Source organism: Salinibacterium sp. SWN1162 (genome assembly GCF_015864675.1).
Taxonomy (GTDB): Bacteria; Actinomycetota; Actinomycetes; order Actinomycetales; family Microbacteriaceae; genus Rhodoglobus.
On record NZ_JADYWT010000001.1, the window covers coordinates 1,046,817 to 1,064,490 of the forward strand.

General features: G+C 58.7%; 16 protein-coding genes. 11 read left to right on the forward strand and 5 right to left on the reverse strand.

What is annotated here, in order from left to right; translation table 11 throughout:
• Positions 1–20 precede the first annotated feature (20 nt).
• The 9 genes from I6E58_RS04945 to I6E58_RS04985 all read left to right on the forward strand — a co-directional run bounded on the left by I6E58_RS04945 (position 21) and on the right by I6E58_RS04985 (position 9,954).
• Positions 21–1,064, forward strand: coding sequence for an ABC transporter ATP-binding protein (locus I6E58_RS04945; RefSeq protein ID WP_197131029.1), 1,044 nt, complete (start codon positions 21–23; stop codon positions 1,062–1,064).
• The gene (locus I6E58_RS04950; protein WP_197131031.1) at positions 1,061–1,993 is read left to right on the forward strand and encodes an ABC transporter permease; all 933 of its coding nucleotides are present in this window, start codon (positions 1,061–1,063) and stop codon (positions 1,991–1,993) included. The genes I6E58_RS04945 and I6E58_RS04950 overlap by 4 nt, the downstream gene beginning before the upstream one ends.
• 3 nt (positions 1,994–1,996) lie before the next feature.
• The gene (locus tag I6E58_RS04955) at positions 1,997–2,932 is read left to right on the forward strand and encodes an ABC transporter permease (RefSeq protein ID WP_307841984.1); all 936 of its coding nucleotides are present in this window, start codon (positions 1,997–1,999) and stop codon (positions 2,930–2,932) included.
• Positions 2,933–3,003: 71 nt separating this feature from the next.
• Positions 3,004–4,155 carry a Gfo/Idh/MocA family protein gene (locus I6E58_RS04960; protein ID WP_197131035.1) on the forward strand — a complete coding sequence of 384 codons (1,152 nt, stop codon included), beginning with the start codon at positions 3,004–3,006 and terminating at the stop codon, positions 4,153–4,155.
• Positions 4,152–5,669 (forward strand): TldD/PmbA family protein, encoded by a 1,518-nt coding sequence (locus I6E58_RS04965; RefSeq protein ID WP_197131037.1) that lies wholly within the window; start codon positions 4,152–4,154, stop codon positions 5,667–5,669. The genes I6E58_RS04960 and I6E58_RS04965 overlap by 4 nt, the downstream gene beginning before the upstream one ends.
• A gap of 368 nt (positions 5,670–6,037) precedes the next feature.
• On the forward strand, positions 6,038–7,090 hold the full coding sequence (locus I6E58_RS04970) for a metallopeptidase TldD-related protein (RefSeq protein ID WP_231595144.1): 1,053 nt from the start codon (positions 6,038–6,040) through the stop codon (positions 7,088–7,090).
• Between the two features lie 2 nt (positions 7,091–7,092).
• Positions 7,093–7,989 carry a DUF4438 domain-containing protein gene (locus tag I6E58_RS04975; RefSeq protein WP_197131042.1) on the forward strand — a complete coding sequence of 299 codons (897 nt, stop codon included), beginning with the start codon at positions 7,093–7,095 and terminating at the stop codon, positions 7,987–7,989.
• Entirely contained in the window at positions 7,986–8,867 is an 882-nt protein-coding gene (locus I6E58_RS04980) for a DUF4438 domain-containing protein (protein ID WP_197131045.1), read from the forward strand. The genes I6E58_RS04975 and I6E58_RS04980 overlap by 4 nt, the downstream gene beginning before the upstream one ends.
• 67 nt (positions 8,868–8,934) lie before the next feature.
• Positions 8,935–9,954, forward strand: coding sequence for a D-2-hydroxyacid dehydrogenase (locus tag I6E58_RS04985; protein ID WP_197131047.1), 1,020 nt, complete (start codon positions 8,935–8,937; stop codon positions 9,952–9,954).
• A gap of 133 nt (positions 9,955–10,087) precedes the next feature.
• On the opposite strand, the gene I6E58_RS04990 is transcribed toward I6E58_RS04985, so the two are convergent.
• From I6E58_RS04990 to I6E58_RS05005, 4 genes are all read right to left on the reverse strand, one after another.
• The gene (locus I6E58_RS04990) at positions 10,088–10,507 is read right to left on the reverse strand and encodes a RidA family protein (protein WP_197131050.1); all 420 of its coding nucleotides are present in this window, start codon (positions 10,505–10,507) and stop codon (positions 10,088–10,090) included.
• The gene (locus I6E58_RS04995) at positions 10,504–11,664 is read right to left on the reverse strand and encodes a pyridoxal phosphate-dependent aminotransferase (RefSeq protein ID WP_197131053.1); all 1,161 of its coding nucleotides are present in this window, start codon (positions 11,662–11,664) and stop codon (positions 10,504–10,506) included. The genes I6E58_RS04990 and I6E58_RS04995 overlap by 4 nt, the downstream gene beginning before the upstream one ends.
• A gap of 1,316 nt (positions 11,665–12,980) precedes the next feature.
• Entirely contained in the window at positions 12,981–14,291 is a 1,311-nt protein-coding gene (locus I6E58_RS05000; protein ID WP_197131055.1) for an ABC transporter permease, read from the reverse strand.
• On the reverse strand, positions 14,288–14,986 hold the full coding sequence (locus I6E58_RS05005) for an ABC transporter ATP-binding protein (protein WP_197131058.1): 699 nt from the start codon (positions 14,984–14,986) through the stop codon (positions 14,288–14,290). Before I6E58_RS05005 ends, I6E58_RS05000 begins: the two co-directional genes overlap by 4 nt.
• Positions 14,987–15,117: 131 nt before the next feature.
• Here I6E58_RS05005 and I6E58_RS05010 point away from each other — a divergent pair, with 131 nt between their 5' ends.
• Both I6E58_RS05010 and I6E58_RS05015 read left to right on the forward strand, forming a co-directional pair.
• The gene (locus I6E58_RS05010) at positions 15,118–16,407 is read left to right on the forward strand and encodes a histidine kinase (RefSeq protein WP_197131061.1); all 1,290 of its coding nucleotides are present in this window, start codon (positions 15,118–15,120) and stop codon (positions 16,405–16,407) included.
• Positions 16,404–17,081, forward strand: a complete 678-nt coding sequence (locus I6E58_RS05015) for a response regulator transcription factor (RefSeq protein WP_197131064.1) — start codon at positions 16,404–16,406, stop codon at positions 17,079–17,081. Before I6E58_RS05010 ends, I6E58_RS05015 begins: the two co-directional genes overlap by 4 nt.
• On the opposite strand, the gene I6E58_RS05020 is transcribed toward I6E58_RS05015, so the two are convergent.
• Positions 17,078–17,377 (reverse strand): hypothetical protein, encoded by a 300-nt coding sequence (locus I6E58_RS05020; protein ID WP_197131067.1) that lies wholly within the window; start codon positions 17,375–17,377, stop codon positions 17,078–17,080. The genes I6E58_RS05015 and I6E58_RS05020 overlap by 4 nt on opposite strands.
• Positions 17,378–17,674 lie beyond the last annotated feature (297 nt).

Consider the following 17,674-nt stretch of genomic DNA (forward strand, 5'->3'; position numbering starts at 1 on the left):
GACCACGCGGGCGCGACGCGATGAGCGACCGCTCGCCATTCCGGAAAAGGCCAGACTCGGACCTGCTCGTAGTTGATGATCTCCACGTCAATTTCAGGCGCTCAGGCGGATTCCGTCAGCGTGCAGTGAGTGTGCCCGCGGTGCAAGGAGTGTCCTTCCGCTTGCAGGCGGGACAGACACTCGGTATCGCTGGTGAGTCAGGCTCTGGAAAAAGTACGATCGCTCGGACACTGATGGGAATTAACAGACCTGCTAGCGGGTCAATGCACCTGAATGGAAACGATATCGGGACGCTTAAGGGTCGTGAACTCATCGAGTATCGACGCACTATGCAGATGGTATTTCAAGATCCGTATGACTCCCTCGATCCCAAAATGAGGATCGGTGAAACACTTCTCGAAGCGATCAAGTTGCGCTCAGATCGAACGTTCCATCCCCGAGCGGCGGTCGAAGCGATCCTCGGACAGGTCGGCCTCTCTCGAGCATTCATCGATCGTCGGCCGGGCGAACTCTCCGGTGGACAACGACAGCGGGTGTCGATTGCTCGCGCCCTCTGCGTCGATCCTCGGCTGATTCTCTGTGACGAAGCGGTTTCGGCGCTTGACGTTTCAGTTCGGGCCCAAGTTCTCAACCTTTTGAAAGACTTGCAGGAAGAATTGGGTCTTGCCTACCTCTTCATCTCCCATGATCTCTCGACGCTTCGCTTCATGGCCGACCACGTCGGCATCATGTACCTTGGCAAACTTGTGGAGTACGGGACGAGAGACGATGTATTCGAGCGCCCACAACATCCCTACACGAAGGCCCTTCTTGCTGCGGTGCCAGAGCCGATTGTGCGGGAGACCGGAAGTCGGGTCGCGCGGCTGCGGCTGTCAGGTGAGCCTCCGAGCGCCGTTAACCCTCCGAGTGGCTGTAGCTTCCACCCGCGGTGTCCGATCGCGCAAGACATCTGCCGCACCAATGAGCCCACTATGCGAACGACAGCGTCGGGCCAGTTGACTTCCTGCCATTTTGCGGAGTCGACCGACTTCGTCGCGGTTACACAAAAGGGGGCCCAGACGTGAGCGAATCAGTCCCACCCGGCGTCGGCACTGGCATGGATTACGAGGAAACCATCGACGAGCGGCCGATGCGGATGCTTGAAGTTTGGCGCTCCCTCAAACGCGACCCTGCTGCCTTAGGCTCGTTGATGTTGCTCGTCCTCGTAATCGTGGTCGCAGTGCTCTCTCCGTTCATTTCGCCGCACGACCCACTGCAGACATTCAACGACATCGGCCTAGGGCCGCTGGGCCAACCGCTACCTCCGGGCACACCTGGATTTTTGCTCGGAACCGACGCTCTCGGCCGAGATGTGCTGTCTCGCCTCATCTCGGGCACACAAGTCTCCCTGGTGATTGGTATTGTCGCGAACGGGCTAGCGACGCTAGTCGGTGTGCTGGTCGGTGTGATCGCTGGTTATTTCGGAGGAATAATCGAAGCGATTCTCATGCGCATCACCGATGTTGTGATCTCGTTTCCCATTCTTCTGCTGTGCACAGCCCTGATTGCAGTGACGACTCGCAGCACCACGAACGTGATCATCGTGATTGCCCTCATCTACTGGACCACTCTGGCCAGGATCATTCGCGGAATGGTCATTTCTTTGAAGCAGCGGGAATTCGTGATCGCGACCCGGACCCTCGGTGTTGGACATCTGAAAATTATGTGGAAGCACATCATTCCGCATCTGCTACCAGCAATCATCGTCTATGCGACGTTGGGGATCGCCGCGTCGATCCTGATCGAAAGCGCGCTTTCGTTCCTCGGTATCGGCGTACCGATTCCGCAGGCCTCCTGGGGACAGATGATCTCCGACGGCAGCACATACTTCCAGATCGCGCCTTGGATGCTCTTCTTTCCAGGAGCCTGTCTGATCGTCACAGTGATGGCGTTCAACTTGCTTGGCGATTGGCTTTCCGAATTGCTCAATTCTTCAGCTCCGATGGCGAGGTAACCGGTGTTTTGGTGGTTTGCGCGACGGCTAGGTCAAATGAGTCTGGTCCTCTTCGGTGTTGTTAGTCTGTCCTTCCTGTTGGTGTATGCCGTACCGGCCGACCCCGCATCGACGTTGGCTGGCCCAAACGCAAGTGCTGAGACAGTTGCGTCGATTCGCGCGCAGCTGGGTTTGGACGCGCCATTGTGGCAGCAATACCTGGGTTTTATTGGGCGTCTGCTCAGTGGCGATCTCGGCACTTCCTACGTCCTTCGTGAAACATCGGTTTTTGAACGAATAATGCAAGCCCTTCCGACAAGCGTGCTCGTTGCTGTGGGTGGGCTGATCTGGCAGATTATCCTGGGCGTACCAGCCGGCATCTACGCGGCCTACCACCGTGGTGGATTTGCTGACCGTGCCGTAACGTTCCTTTCCCTTCTTGGTCTCTCCGCGCCGTCCTTTTGGCTCGGGCTGCTCCTCATCTACTACTTCGCCTTCAGCTGGGGGCTTTTCCCTCTCAACGGACTCGGCGATCCCGTTCTCTGGTACTTGGTGCTTCCGACATTCACTCTCGGTGCGGGAGGTGGTTCCTGGTACGCACGGATCACTCGAACGAACATGATTGAGATCCTCGAATCTCCCTTCGTCAGAATGGCTCGAGCAAAGGGCATGACCGAACGCACGATCTTGTGGCGGCATTGCTTCCGGCACGTCACTATTCCGCTAATAACCATGATTGGTTTGGACTTCGGCTACTTTCTGGGTGGCGTCGTCATCGTAGAGACCGTGTTCGGACTGAATGGGATCGGCCGCCTTGCATTCGATGCAATCTCGAATCTTGATACCCCCATGATCATCGGTACCGTCCTCTTCTCTGCAGTCTTCATCGTGGTAGTCAATTTCATCGTCGATCTGCTGTACTCCGTTGTAGACCCGCGCGTGAGATTGCAGCGTGCCTGAATAATCCGCAAATAACATCTGCCCTGTTGCGAACAATTTCTAGCAGGGCTCTACTCCGAAGGAGAACTACTATGACCGAAAAGCAACTCCGAGTCGCCGTCATCGGTGCTGGCCATTGGGCCGTGAGCTCCCATATTCCCGGCTGGCAGCGCGACCCGCGGGTCGAGGTCGTCGCCCTTGCCGATATCGACAAGGAGGCGCTGAAAGCCGCAGCGAAGGATTTCGGCATTGAGCGCACGGTGACCAACTACCGAGAGCTACTGGACGACCCGTCGATTGACGTCATCGATGTCGCCACCGGAAATGCGATGCATTTCGAGATATCCATGGCCGCAATTGCGGCAGGTAAGCACGTGCTCTGCGAGAAGCCAGTCAACAGCGACTACACGGAGACTAGGCGCGCTGCCGCACTCGCGGCTGCGAAAGGCGTCAAGACGAAGCTTGGCTTCACATTTCGATTCGCACCGGCCATCCAATACGCTAAGCACCTCATCGATCAGGGGTTCATAGGCGAGCCCTACATCTTCAACGGGTACGAACAAAACAGCCAATGGCTAGACCCCCAAACTCCCCTACGTCAAGCGGAAACCGATGCTGACACGTCGGTGATCGCAGTCTCCTCGATTGAAGGCTACGGGGCGCCGATCATCGACATCATGCACTGGTGGTTGGACGCTCCGATGACCGCCGTGGTGGGCACGATGCGAAACTTCGTGCCTGAGCGGATGGTCAGAGAAACAGGTTCAATGCATCGGATGAACATTGACGATGGAGATATGTGGATCGCGGAGTTTGAACACAACAGACTCGGCTCGATCCAGTCCTCCTACGTCACGGTCGGCAACTTCCCAGGGATCGAAGCTCGGATATACGGGTCGGAAGGCGCGATCATCGTTCGCCTGGTGGAGGAGCGTGGTATCTGCCAGACCATCAAAGTGGCCAAAAAGGATCAGGTTGAATTTGAAGAGATCGAAATTCCGGAGGCTTTCTTTCCCGAGGACGGAGCGTCAACAGAAGACTGGCCGTTCCTCTTTTATTCGAATCTATGCAAAGACTTCACCACAGAGATACTGTCAGGCGACTCCGTGAACCAAGGGGACTTTGTGCAGGGCGCCCTAGTGCAGGAAACCATCAATGCCTTTGAGAAGTCTTTCAGGGACCGGGCGTGGTGTGATTTTCCGCTATCTGGCTCGTCAGCACAAGCCGGTATGGGGCGCGCATGAATCCGGCGGAAGGGGCGCCAATTGAGGTCGAGCCCGCGCACATGTGGGGCGTGCTTGCTGACGATGGAATTGCCAAAAGAATGCTCGAAGAAGCTCTTGCGTCAGTGGATGTAGAGGGAGTGTCGTATGCAGACGCGCGATTGATCGAAGCAGAAGAACTTCGCCTATACAAGACGCTGGAGTCCAGTCTTGACGAACGGGTGGAAAACAACCTTGGCATCGGCATTCGGGTGCTTTATCGCGGCAGCTGGGGGTTCGCCTCGGTGCCAATCGAGGACCCCAGAGACGTTGTCGTCGCTGGCCATCGCGCATTGTCAAATGCTCGGAATGCCTCGAAGGTGACGAATGCATACCGTACGGAACTGGCGCCGTTGGCAGCGACCAGAGGCCGGTATGAAACACAAGTTATTTGTGATCCCTTCGCGGTCTCGTCCTCGGTCAGACAGGAACTGCTCGCCGAAATCTTAGATTCCGCGAGCGCGCCAAAAGCCGTTGTGATGGCACAGGCGGGGTTGAACGCGAAGCGTCAGCATAGGCATTTCGCGAATACCGAAGGCTCTATGCAGCACCAGCACCTCATGGAAACTGGGGCGATGGCGCTAGTGAGTGCCGCAGGGAATGGAACGGTGCAGCGGCGGTCATTTCCCAATTCCTTCCACGGAAACACAGCCCAAGCGGGCTGGGAATACGTGGCTGGACTGAGTATGGTCGAAGAGGCAGATCGAATCGGGCGCGAGGCCGTGGAGCTGCTCACGGCGCCACAGGCGCCCTCCGGTTTTGCTGACATCATCATCGGCCCGGCGCAGATGGCTTTGCAAATCCACGAATCAACCGGGCATGCTCTTGAACTTGACCGCATCCTCGGTGATGAGGCTAATTATGCTGGCACCTCTTTCATTGGGGCGGACGCGATAGGCAGGCTTCGTTACGGCTCTCCGGCCGTTAATATCACCTCGGACCCCACCGTTGAAGGAACGCGAGGATCGTTTGCCTTCGATGACGAAGGTGTGCCGGCGACACGGCAGGTACTGATTGAGAAGGGTATTGTCCGTAATTTTCTGTCTACTCGGGATTCGGCCGCTCGCATCGGTATGCCGTCGATCGGAGCTGCTCGCTCTGATGGTTGGGGCTATACCCCGGTCTGTTTCGCAACCAATGTGTTCCTCGAGCCGGGGACAGGCTCGACAACCGAACTGGAAGAGCGGCTCGGAGATGGCTACTACATAGACGATAACCGCAGCTGGTCGATCGATGAACGACGAAGCAACTTCCAGTTCGGGACCGAGGTGGCTTACGAAGTGAAGAATGGAAAGCGGGGCAGACTATTGCGTGGCTTCTCGTATGGCGGAACGACTCCAGAGTTCTGGCAGTCCGTGGAAGCCATCGCCGGTCCGGAGGAGTTCAAGGCATTCGGGATGCCCTGCGGAAAGGGAGAGCCCAAACAGTGGGGCTTCCTGGGACACGGTGCATCACCGACCCTTGTGCGCAACGTGCGGATTGGAGTGGACAGATGAACGGGCAGCAGAAAGCTGAGTTTGGTCCGATAATCGGTCACGACCGCGCGGTGGAGGCGCTGGAAAGCGCCCTCAGGGACGCACCAGCGGATCGGATCGAGGCTTTCGTCACCGGTCGCAGGGGTGAGTTCACTCGCTTTGCGGGCCGACGAGTGCATCAAAGCCAGGCAATTGACGAGGTCCAATTCATGGTGCGGGCCGAGGTGAACGGCAGGGCATCTCTGGCGGCTGCTAGCTCCATAGTCGGCCTCGACCGGGCAGTTGCTACAGCGAGCGCGTCAGCTCGTGAGCAGAGTGAACGTGGCATGTCGAAAGCGCCAGCGAGAGCGGAGAGAGGGTCAAGCGCCGACCTAGGGAACGTGTCCTGTATGGATTCAGGTGCCCTGCTCTGGGGCGAGGACACTGTTGGTTGGGACGTGGGCTCGCATGTTGCGCTAGCCGATCAAGCCATGTCGAGCGCCGGCCAGTTAGGCGGCGTTGCTGCGGGAATGTTCGGCCGCGCAGTTACCGAAGTGGCATTCCACGACCGTGAAGATGCAGTCAGTAGCTATGCAGCAGCGACCGAGGCGCAAGGGTCCCTGACCGTTCGAGTCGATGACGGGTCATCGCATTGGATGGACATGTCGCGTTCGTCGGAGCGGCTGTATGCACCAGGCGCTATCGAACGAACGCTCCGCGAAGCATCAGATTCTCGGAACCGGCAATCTCTGCCGCCGGGACAGTACGATGTCGTGCTCGGTGCGCTCGCTGCCGGTGAACTGTTGGAGTTCTTCGGGGAGTTCGGCTTCACCGGAAGCGACAAATCAGCGGGCGTTGGCACACCTGCGGCCCGTGCAGGCGAACAGATTGCTTCAGAACTAGTGTCGGTCCACGATGATGCCACCGCAGACGTCGGATTGCCGTTCCCGTTCGACTTCCAAGGAGTAAGAAAGCAGGATGTGCCGCTCCTGAATCGTGGGCGAGTGGCAGATGTAGTCACCGATCGCGAGACGGCCTTTGCCCTCGGAACTGCTCCCACCGGAAATTTTCACATCGCACGAGAAGAGGCGCCCCATGCCATTCCGATGAATGTGGTTCTTCGGCAGGCGAACAGTTCCGAACTGGAACTGATCGCCGGAATCGAACGCGGGGTGTACCTGCAGCGCTTCTGGTACACGAGAACTGTCGATCCAACGCGCTCGATTATTACGGGTGTCACACGGGATGCCTGCTTCATGATCGAGAACGGCAGACTGACATTTCCCGTTGAGTCGCAGCGCTTTACGGTCAGCGTGCTCGACTCTCTTGCGCGTGTTGATGGAGTCGGCTCGACATCGCTCAGCCAACCCTTGATGAACGTTTTCAACGGTTCAGCGACTGCGCCTCCCATCCGCGTGCGGGGATTCGCTCTCGGAACGCCACCTGTAGCAAGGGAAAGCTGAACATGACTATTCGAACCAACAGCGAACGCTTGGTGACGCAAATTCTTATGGGTGAGGTCTGGCCGCCGCAAGCGGATCGACACGGATATCGAGTCGATCCGGATGGCCATCCGTTCATCCTTCCTGGGATGGGCGGGGTGACGATGGGGGCCCGCGTGGGCGATCCAGCCACGGGTTATGCCACCGATCATCTTGAGCCCGGGCTATCCATTCGTCAGTCTGACGAAGAAGCCGATGCGGCCCTCCAGTTCTTGAGTTGCGTCGGAAACAGGGTAACTGTGCGTTCAGGGCCTGCAGCGGGCAGCAAAGGATTTGTCACTGGGCAGCATGCGTACGTGCTTGCTGATTTTTCGGATGAGTCGCTTGAGGGAATCGCTACGGGCGACCTCGTGAGTATCGAAGCACGAGGTCAGGGTCTCCGTTTCTTGGACCACCCGACTGTAGTCGTGAAAAATCTTGATCCTGAACTTTTGCCTCATCTTCCGTTTCGCGATCATGCGGATGGAACCCTCGAAGTGAGGGTGGCCATGCGCGTCCCGGCTGAGGCCGCCGGAGCGGGGGGTGGAATGCTTTCGGAGTTCGCCAACACTGATTTAATGGGAGCTTATCCTGGACTTTCCGAAGATCTTTCGCTCGGCCTTGAATCTCTGAAGATCGGTGACCTAGTGGTTCTTGAGGACCAGGACCATTCGTTCGGTCGTGGTTTTCGCCCGGGTTGGGTCAGTATCGGTGTCATCTCTACTGGCGAATGCCAACTCTTCGGACATGGGCCGGGTCCTTCAACACTGCTCACAGGGCCTGCCTCCGCATTCACGATTGTCGAGGACGATGGAGCAAATCTCGCGCATGGGCTCGCTAGCCTTGGAGCGCGACACAAGATTACCGGGGGACACGAATGAAGAAAGCAATTAGCAATAATCTCCTCGGTTTCGTGGAGCACGCATCGCTGACTCCGATGGTTTCTTACCGAGTCGACCGTGATGGTCATCCCTATGTCCCCATTGGTGACGGCGGGATTGTCCTCGGGGTGCATCTGGGAGATTCAGTCTTCGCAACCGACACCGATCATGCCGCAGCAGGGGTGACCCTTGTTCACCCGGACCCCGGCGCTCGACTCGGTTTAACTTCGTTCGCGTGCATTGGAAACCGGGCTTCAGTGCGCTCGGGCGCGGCGACTGGCGCAACCGGATTCGTGGTTGCCAAGCGGGGGGAGGCCGGGCGGGTCATCGTCGCCTTCGACGATGGAGTGATGGCGGCTCTGCTTCCGGGCGATCAGGTTGTCGTGCATGCCGTCGGGCAAGGTTCTCGGCCGGAGTCGCTCCATGCTGATATCGCGATGCTCAACCTATCGCCAGGTTTGTTTGACCGGCTGCCAAAAATTGTGGTCGATGGTGTGACCGTGTTCGACGTGGTGGGGGAGCTGCCGTCAAAAGTGTGCGGCAACGGAATTGGGCGCCCTGCCCACCAATGGGATGTCGACCTCGCTGTCGTCAAGACTTCTTCGGAGCTGGGTGAGTCGGGTATGCGCTTAGGGGATCTGTTCGTGATTCGCGACCTCGATGTGCGTCACAACATGGGCTATCGACGAAGCTGGGTGACCCTTGGCGCCATTGGGCACGGTGGTTCACCTCTTCCCGGACACGGGCCCGGATTTGTGCCATTGCTCAGTGGCCCAGCTGCTGCCCTCAATTTCCGGCTCTGGGGCGGCACCACTTCTGGTGACGGCATAGCTCGCCCCGCCATAACCACTGCAATGCTCGAAGCGTCCGGTTCATGATTGGTTCACAGCCCATCCCAATGCTAGTTATCGAAGCGCTCATCGGAGCGCTAATAAGAGGAGGATCATGAAGGTTCTGATCGCCAGCTATCTCGAGCCGAAACACATCGCGGCAATTCGGAATGCTCATCCGGAGATCGAGGTGATGTACGAACCGGAACTTCTGCCAATTCCAGAGTACGTGTCAGACCATGATGGTCCCAGACCAGATCTTTCTGCGGCCGACCAAGCGCGCTGGGATGCCATGCTCGCCAGCGCAGATGTGTCGTTCGATTTCGATTGGCAAGACCCGACATCACTTCCTACGAGGGCTCCAAACCTGCGATGGATCCAGGCCACCAGCGCGGGAATTGGTGGTTTCATGCAAAGGACGGGGCTCGATCAAAGCAATCTAGTTGCAACGACGGCGGGCGGGGTGCACGCGGTTCCACTGGCGGAGTTCGCGCTGACCGGAGTGTTGTACTTTGTTAAAGATCTTCCCCGCTTGCGCGCTCAGCAGCGCGCTCACCGCTGGGAGCGTTACACTGCGAGCCAACTGGCCGGGAGGCGAGTCACTGTTGTAGGCATTGGTGGTATGGGGGCCAACGTTGTTCGGATATTCGATTCGGTCGGTGCCAAAGTGACCGCTGTAGGGCGAGTCGGGGGATCGTATGAGTTGCCGGACAAAGTGCGAGTAACTGACATCTCGCAGCTCGACTCCGAGTTGCCAACGACGGACGTGCTTATCATGTGCACCGCTCTCACTCCCGAAACAGAAGGGCTGATCAGCGCCGCACGAGTAGATGCCTTACCTGAACACGCGATATTCGTGAACATCTCCCGGGGGCAGACTGTGGACGAAGACGCGCTCATTGCGGCGTTGCGCGAGGGGCGTCTTGCTGGTGCGGCCCTCGATGTGGTCCGCGAGGAACCGTTACCTGAAACGTCAGCCTTGTGGGATCTTGACAATGTCATAATATCTCCCCACTCGGCGGCGACGGTGGAAACGGAGAATGAGACGCTGACGGCCCTGTTCATTGAGAACCTCGGTCGCTTTCAACGAGGTCAGCCAATGATCAACGTTTTCAACGCCGACAGAGGTTACTGAACGACCCGCGAATCCTCTGCTACTTGCGGGGCAAGCCGCTGAGGATTCGCGGGCATTAGCGCGTGGATAAGAACAGCCGCTGTTGGCAGCCGTAGTGTGCCCCGTTTCGCGGGAGGCATGATGCCTGTTAGCTCTACGTCACTCGAGCGATCAACTGCACCTCTACTGGCGCATTGCCCGGCAGCATCGAGACGCCGATGGCGGCCCTGACAGGGGCAAGCGTGCCCGGGAAGCGCGACGCGAGAACTGCGCTAGCTGCGTCTGCGACGGAGCTCAAGCGAGTGAACGTGGGCGCCACAGACAAGTAGACCGTTAGAGAGACTGCATCGGTCAGCGCGTGCCCCTCAGGAACAACCGACTCGGCCGCCTCGAGCGCACGCATGGTCGCGACAGTTGCAGCGTAGCAGCCGTTGTCCTGGTTGACTTCCTCGCCGATTCGACCTGTGACCACGAGTACGCCATCAATGCGGGGCGTCATGCCTGCGGTATAAACCCACTCACCGGTGAGGCGAGCAACCGCATAATCGCCCGCCGCCGTTGGTGGAGAACTCATGGCCCAAAGATCCCTGCGCCATTCGCCAACCCTGTCAGGCAAACCACCATTCTTTCAAGTGCGCCGGCCCATTCTGCTTCATCACGCGCGTAGCAAACCCTGAAGTGGCCGCTACCTCGCGGGCCAAACTGATAGCCGGGTGAAACAACAACATGAGCTTCCTGTTGCAATGCACGGGCCACCTCAACGTCCGAAACTCCAAAGGAGGAAACGTCAACGAACAGGTAGGCGGTACCAGCTTGGGGGGAAAGCTTGACGCCTGGAACTTGGGAAAGCGCCGCGACCGTATCGTTCTTGATGGATTCAAGGTCTGCGATACGTTGCTGAAGAAAGTCATCATCGTCGGAGAGCCATTTCGCCAAAACTCGCTGCGCGTATGCAGGAGCGCGCAGCGAGGTCATCGCAAGCGTTTGTTCGACCGAAGCGATTACATCCTCGGGAGCCACGACAACCCCAATTCGGAAGCCGCTCATGGATTCGGTCTTCGAGGGACCGAGTAACGTGATCACGCGGTCCTCCATGCCTTTCTGTGAACGCAGGTGAGGGAAGGGTACGGTGCCGTAAACCAGACGACTGTACAACTCATCGACCAGCACCCGAAAGCCGCCCTCTACAGCCAGTTCAGCAATGCGAGCAATCATCGATTCCGGGTACACCGCACCCGTCGGATTATTCGGATGGGAGAACAGCAGTAACCGCGGCTGTTCCGGCATGAACTGCTCGATCACCTCAAGGTCAAGAGTGGGTTCGGGGCCGGTCAGATCGAGTGGAACGCGCTCGACTCGGGCTCCTAGGAATGCCAAGATGCGCTCGCAAAAAAGATAGTCAGGATCGGCCAAAAGTACGAGGTCGCCTTCATCGACCAGTGCCGACAACGTGGTGAAAAGAGCTCCTTGGGTGCCTGGCGTTAGGGCGAGTTGATCCGCCGAGACCCTCGATCCCATGAAACTACTGATCGAATCCGCGAGATTCTGCAGGACCTCCGGATCACCGCGATACGGCGTGTATGCCCAGGCTCCATTGGACACGGCCTCCTGAATCGCGGAACTTGCCCATTCTGGAGGGGGGAAGCGGACGGTATCGAAATGGGTGGTATCAAGTAGGCCGTGCCCGCCGCCGTCTAATTTTAGGAATTGGTCGGCTTCTCGAACTGACATACCAGGTTCCGCCTCTCGGAACGCAAGGTGAGTACGAGTGACTCGATCGCTTTGAGCTGGCGGGAGCTCAGGAGCGCGATTCTGCTGGGGTTGTGATGGTGTGGCCGTCTGATTGGTTGGTGCCGGCATACAAAACTCCTCCGTGCTGGGTGCCTTGCAAGGTCACCAGTCGATTGCTGACAGTATACAATCCTGACATCGACATCACAACTGCGGATGAGAAGCGGCCGCGTATCAAAATCTGCTCTCGCGGGGATGGGTCGAGAAGTGCGCGTGTACTAGGAGGGCCGTGACCCCGGTGCCACTCGGTTGAGATAGGCAATTCTCATGCGAGATTAAGATTGTGATGGCGGCAATTACGAAACTACTGTTGCTGGACGACTGCGCTGGTGATGTCTGATTCTTAGTGTTGAGCTTCGGCCCAATCGAACTCATGCGGGAATGAGCACCGAGGATACGAGAACATCCGTAGATTGACTTCAGTCTGGTGTTCAATTTCGATACACGTGCTACTCCTCTTACAGCACATGCCGTAGCCCGCACCAACCGCGTTGCGAACCGCTAGAGTCACGCTGGTTCGTTGAGCGACCTAGAGGGGCATCTATGTTTAGGGAAAGATTCGTTATCGTCATCGCACTTTCGTAACTGTTCTGGCCGGATTTTCGGTCGGTGTGATCCTCGAATCGTCCGACCATCAGGTGGCTCCGATCTCTGCCACTGCCCCAAATGAGGAGGCTGCGGAGGAGACCAATGAAGTCCCGATGCCTGTCGATAATTGAAGTATCTCGAACTCCATATCCCCCGGTTCGGTTGACGGCTGCCGCCGCGCGATGCCGGTAAAGTATGCGGCGGCTTCCGCGTCAGATCCCGTCGGAGCTTAAGGCTGTAGTTATAACTCTCCGAAGATGGCGAGGGACTCGCCGACCGGAGGCGTCGCCTGAATCGTTATTTTTACGTATGCCCCACTCGGGCGACAGCTAGCTACTTCTGACTGCGAAACGATTCGAGCGCAATCGATCGGCGGGAGTCTTACTTCCATGAGGACCAGGTCGCGCACGGCTACAGCATAGGGGCATCGTCGCGCTCAGGAGGGCAATGCTGACCCCGTATACCCCTGTTATCAAGCCGCGGCGCATCTGTAGAATGTCAAAGAGGTGGATAGTATCTTCACTGCGGTTGACGGTTCAGGTACGACGGGCAACCAGTCGGTAGAGGCGACAGCACTCGTACGAGCTGTCGCTGAAGCGAATCCCGACCGGTCGAGGTGAGCGTCGTTCCGTTCTGACGGCGGCCTTGTCGTTCGACGAGCTGAGTGGCTATTCGTACCGCAGCGACTCCACCGGGTCGGCCTTGGCAGCGCGGGCGGCGGGCAGGGTGCCTGCGAGGAACGCGATAGCCATGACGACGAGGATGATGACGGTGATCGAGAGCGGGTCGAATGCGATCAGTGTGAGTCCGGGGAGGTCCGAGAGCACCGCACCGGAGAGCACGGAGCTGATGGCGGTTCCGGCGAGCATCCCGATTCCGGCTCCGATGGCGCTGCCGAGGAAGCCGATGAACACGGCTTCGAGGCTGAAGAGTCCGAAGATCTTTCCGCTGCCCATTCCCATAGCTTTCATGAGGCCGATTTCGCGGGTGCGTTCCTGCACCGACATGAATAGGGTGTTCACGATGCCGAAGCTGGCGGCGAGCAGAGCAATGATGGCGAAGGCGTTCAACACGAGAACGATGGCGTCGATGATCGTCTTGACCGTGCCGAGCTGGTCGGCAACGGTTGTACCGGTGTAACCGGCATCCGCAAGATTGTCTTTCAACGCGGTCACGTCAGCATCGGTGGCGGCAGGATCGAAGCGGATGCTCGCCTCGGCGTAACGCTCCAGCTGGTCATCCGGTAAGCCGATGTTTTGGGTGTCGTAGAGGCTGTCGGTCAGGGCAGCGTTCACGACGAGACCGCCAGCGCCCGGAGCGGCGACGCTTTCTTCAGCGACTCCCACGATGGTGGCATCCACCAGGTGCTGGGTGCGCTCGGCATCGGTGATGGCGATCGTGAGGGTTTCGCCGACGGCTGCATCAGCATCCGCGAAGCCCAAAGGCTCGACAAAAGAGACAGGGAGGTCGAGCTCGAACGCGTCGGAGGCAGCATCCGGTTCTGCACCGGCAGCAAGCTGCACGCTCTGGCCAGTAACGAGTCCACCAACGGAGGTGACGTACTGGGTGCCGTCGCCGTACTGGATCCAGTCGGGCGTGATCGACTTGGTCGCTTCGACGCTCAGTACACCGTCGACATCGGCGATCGTGTCGAGATCGTCGGGGGTGAGCGCAACAACGGTTCCGCCCTCATTGGGCCCGAACCCGCCGCTGGAGACCGCATCAGGATCATATTCGGTGGGGCCTGAGGTGGGGCCGAAGCCGCTGCCGGCATCCGGCGTCACGGAGACAGTCATGACATCTTCAGCGCCGATCGAGGTCACGGTGTCGTCGATGTACTGGTTAATGCCGGTGCCTAAACCGTTGGTGATGGTGAGCGTGAACGCGCCAACGAAGATCGCCAAGATGGTCAGGATCGTGCGGGTCTTAGCACGGAAGGTATTTGCTACCGCCGTGGTGAAGAGGTCGAGAGTTTTCATGCGGCCACCTCCGTGGTGTCGTTGACGAGCAGGCCGTCGCGAATGTAGAGGCGGCGGTCGCAGCGAGCAGCCAAGTCTTCATCGTGGGTGACGACGATGAGGGTGATGCCGTGTTCGCGGTTCAAGTTGAAGAGGATGTCTTCGACAACAGCGCCCGTGGCGGTGTCGAGGTTTCCCGTGGGCTCATCGGCGAAAATGATGCGCGGGTTGTTGACGAGAGCGCGCGCAATGACTGAGCGCTGCTTCTGGCCACCCGACAGGTTCACTGCCTTGTTGCCGGCTTTGTCAGCCATTTCCAATTGTTCAAGGGCAGCGAGGGCGCGCTGCTTACGTTCGCTGCGCTTCACGCCAGAAATCTTCATCGGCAGCATCACGTTCTCGAGCACCGAGGAATTAGCGGTGAGGAAGAACTGCTGGAACACGAACCCGAACGTCTTATTGCGTGCCTGGTTGAGGCTCTTGCCGTGGAGGGCGCTCGTCTCGACGCCTTCAAGCTCAATGCTTCCGGATGTCGGAGCATCGAGCAGTGCGAGGACGTGCATGAGGGTCGACTTGCCAGAACCACTCTTGCCGATGATAGCAATGCTCTCGCCTTCGTTGATGTCGAAGGAGACGCCCTTGAGGGCATCGAAACGGTTGGGGCCGCGGCCGTAGGACTTATGGACATCCTTGACTCGGATGATGGGCGTTTTCATAACCACAAGCATCCTCGTCTGAGCGAACGAGCGAATCAGCCTGCGGTAGGCACCTGACTACCGCAATCGCAGTACACGCGACTGCTGCGGGAGGAGGATGCCGATGCTGCGCAGAACCGAGACAATAGGGGATGACTTCAGCAACCGAACCACACCCTGCGTCCACGCAGGTGCGGCCGCGCATCCCGGCGTGGGTCATCAACAGCATCCTCGCTGTACTCATAATCGCGGCGGCGTTCATCCCGTTTTCTGAAACAGGATTTCGTTCGACAAACCTATTCACGCTTGTCGTTACCCTGCTACCCGCAGCGATCTTGCCACTGCGGCATCGGTGGCCCATCCCCGTTCTTGCCGGGTTCATCGTTTTCTACGGAGTCGGCGCGCTCGCCGGCACTCTCGCCCCTGGCCTCGTGCTCGCCATTGCAGTAGCAATGTTCAGCCTCGCAAATCAGACCACCCGGCGAACGACCGTGATCGCCGGTCTTGCGGCAATGCTTGCCATGGGTATTCTCAGTCTCTTGGCCGCGCTGGGCGATGTTTTCGATCCTCGGGTTGTGCAGTTTCTTTTCACTATCGCATTTGCGGCAGCGGCTGGCGACGGTGCCCGTTCTCGGCGCGAGTTCATCGCCGCTATCACCGACCGGGCGGTGCGAGCCGAAGAGACTAAAGAGGCCGAAGCCAAACGTCGCGTCACCGAAGAGCGGCTGCGTATCGCGCGAGACCTTCACGATGTTGTAGCCCACCAAATTGCGGTCATCAGTTTGAACGCCGGAGTTGCTTCGGCCTCGCTCGAATCACGCCCCGAGAAAGCCCAAGAATCGCTCGGCACCATTCGCAGTGCCGCCCGCGTCGTGCTCGGCGAGATCGGCGACTTGCTCGACATGCTTCGTTCAGATTCGGATGACCCCGCCGACGCTTCTCTGCCGCAACCGGGTCTCGACGGGCTCGACAACCTCGTCGCCACATTTGCCGCCAGTGGCCTCGACGTGAACCTCCGCGTCGAAGGAGACCCCGGCATCGTCTCAGGCGCGACCGCGTTGGTCGCCTACCGCCTCATCCAAGAAGCGCTCACCAACGCTCATAAGTACGGGGCAGAAAGTCGCGCTCACGTTCTGGTCGACGTCGGTGAGAGCACGGTGAACGTTGTCGTGACGAATCCGAGCCGCCTCGGGACCGCTAGTGACAACCATCCGAGTAGCGCGGTGACTGCAACGGGAGTATCTTCCGATGGTGGCCGTGCGGCCGTCATCACCGGTAGCGATACGCGTGCAGTCGTCGGTAGCGATACCGGCACCGGGCTGGGCCTCGTCGGCCTGCGCGAACGGGTTGCGTCCGTCAGGGGTACCGTCGAAACCGGATTTGTGGGTGGCGGCTACCGCGTTCGCGCAACGTTGCCCCGAGCTCAGGGAGAAACTCGATGACTACTGTGCTTGTGGTCGATGACCAAGCTCTTATTCGCCAAGCGGTCTCAGACATTCTCTCGGCCGCAGACGGCATCGACGTGATCGGTGACGCCAATAACGGCAGGCACGCGGTCGAGCAGTCACTTTCGCTAGTGCCCGACGTGGTCATCATGGACATTCGGATGCCTGAACTCGATGGCATCGCGGCGACGGCGGCGCTGTGCGCCGAGCCCGCGCTAGCGTCGACCAAAGTTCTCATCCTGACGACGTTCGAGGAGGACGAGAACCTCATTGCCGCGCTTCGAGCGGGAGCGAGCGGATTCATCGGCAAAGGCTCCGAGCCCGAGGAGATTATCCGTGCGGTTCGTGCAGTGAATGCCGGGGAGTCGTTACTTTCGCCGGCCGCCACCCGCAGCCTCATCCAGAAGTATGTGGTGCCGCGCTCAGCGGTCGCGGGGCTGGCAGTTGGAATCCCTCCCGAACTGCTGCAACTGACGGAGCGTGAGCGTGAAGTGTTGCTTCTCGTTGCGCGTGGCCATTCGAACCAAGAGATCGCCGACGAACTGTACATCTCGCCGCACACAGCAAAAACGCACGTGAATCGGATCATGACGAAGCTCAGCGCCCACGATCGAGCGCAGCTCGTGATTGTTGCTTATGAGAGTGGCTTGCTCGCGCCGGGTGCGCGCTAGCCTCGTTTTTTGAGTTCGGCCTGGCGTTTTTGTTCGGCAGCGCGTTCGAGGCGTTCGAGACGCAGGAGATCGAGCAGCAGCAGCGCAATGGGAACAACCGAGACGATGCCCCACCACTCCTGAGTTCCACCGGTGGTGACATACACGACGTTGAACACAACGGCCCAGGCCAATCCGCCAATGAGCCACACTAGGCGCCACCACGGCGTTGTGAGCTGGCGGATGCGCGTGCGCAGTAGCGACGTCTTTGCCGGGGCCGCGTCTTCGGGTGATGATGCGGGGGAGATGTCGTCCATGGGGCAACTCTATGTTCTCCGGCTGCTCCGGCGAACAAATGACACCGCGACCGACGGTTTGATCGCGAACGATCTCACACTGCATCTGTAATTGCACGCGCGGAAACATTCAGAACCGAAATATGAGGCGTTCCTCGGCGTCTGGAAACTCAGCCGTAACACCCACGCGACACGTTTAACGTCCGCGAAACATAACTGAGGGGCTACCGAAACGCCGAGCCGCGATGCTTTGTCGTGCGGGTCGGTGGGAGTGGAATAACCCGACACTCACCGAAATCCGCCACAGCGATAAGTGTG

Excerpts from the sequence above, each read along its gene's own strand:
- I6E58_RS04990 (WP_197131050.1), bottom strand. The coding sequence starts at position 10,507 with ATGAGTTCTCCACCAACGGCGGCGGGCGATTATGCGGTTGCTCGCCTC.
- I6E58_RS05020 (WP_197131067.1), bottom strand. The coding sequence starts at position 17,377 with ATGGACGACATCTCCCCCGCATCATCACCCGAAGACGCGGCCCCGGCA.
- I6E58_RS04985 (WP_197131047.1), top strand. The coding sequence starts at position 8,935 with ATGAAGGTTCTGATCGCCAGCTATCTCGAGCCGAAACACATCGCGGCA.
- I6E58_RS04995 (WP_197131053.1), bottom strand. The coding sequence starts at position 11,664 with ATGTCAGTTCGAGAAGCCGACCAATTCCTAAAATTAGACGGCGGCGGG.
- I6E58_RS05005 (WP_197131058.1), bottom strand. The coding sequence starts at position 14,986 with ATGAAAACGCCCATCATCCGAGTCAAGGATGTCCATAAGTCCTACGGC.
- I6E58_RS04965 (WP_197131037.1), top strand. The coding sequence starts at position 4,152 with ATGAATCCGGCGGAAGGGGCGCCAATTGAGGTCGAGCCCGCGCACATG.
- I6E58_RS04975 (WP_197131042.1), top strand. The coding sequence starts at position 7,093 with ATGACTATTCGAACCAACAGCGAACGCTTGGTGACGCAAATTCTTATG.
- I6E58_RS05000 (WP_197131055.1), bottom strand. The coding sequence starts at position 14,291 with ATGAAAACTCTCGACCTCTTCACCACGGCGGTAGCAAATACCTTCCGT.
- I6E58_RS04960 (WP_197131035.1), top strand. The coding sequence starts at position 3,004 with ATGACCGAAAAGCAACTCCGAGTCGCCGTCATCGGTGCTGGCCATTGG.
- I6E58_RS04970 (WP_231595144.1), top strand. The coding sequence starts at position 6,038 with ATGGATTCAGGTGCCCTGCTCTGGGGCGAGGACACTGTTGGTTGGGAC.
- I6E58_RS04980 (WP_197131045.1), top strand. The coding sequence starts at position 7,986 with ATGAAGAAAGCAATTAGCAATAATCTCCTCGGTTTCGTGGAGCACGCA.
- I6E58_RS05015 (WP_197131064.1), top strand. The coding sequence starts at position 16,404 with ATGACTACTGTGCTTGTGGTCGATGACCAAGCTCTTATTCGCCAAGCG.
- I6E58_RS04945 (WP_197131029.1), top strand. The coding sequence starts at position 21 with ATGAGCGACCGCTCGCCATTCCGGAAAAGGCCAGACTCGGACCTGCTC.
- I6E58_RS05010 (WP_197131061.1), top strand. The coding sequence starts at position 15,118 with ATGACTTCAGCAACCGAACCACACCCTGCGTCCACGCAGGTGCGGCCG.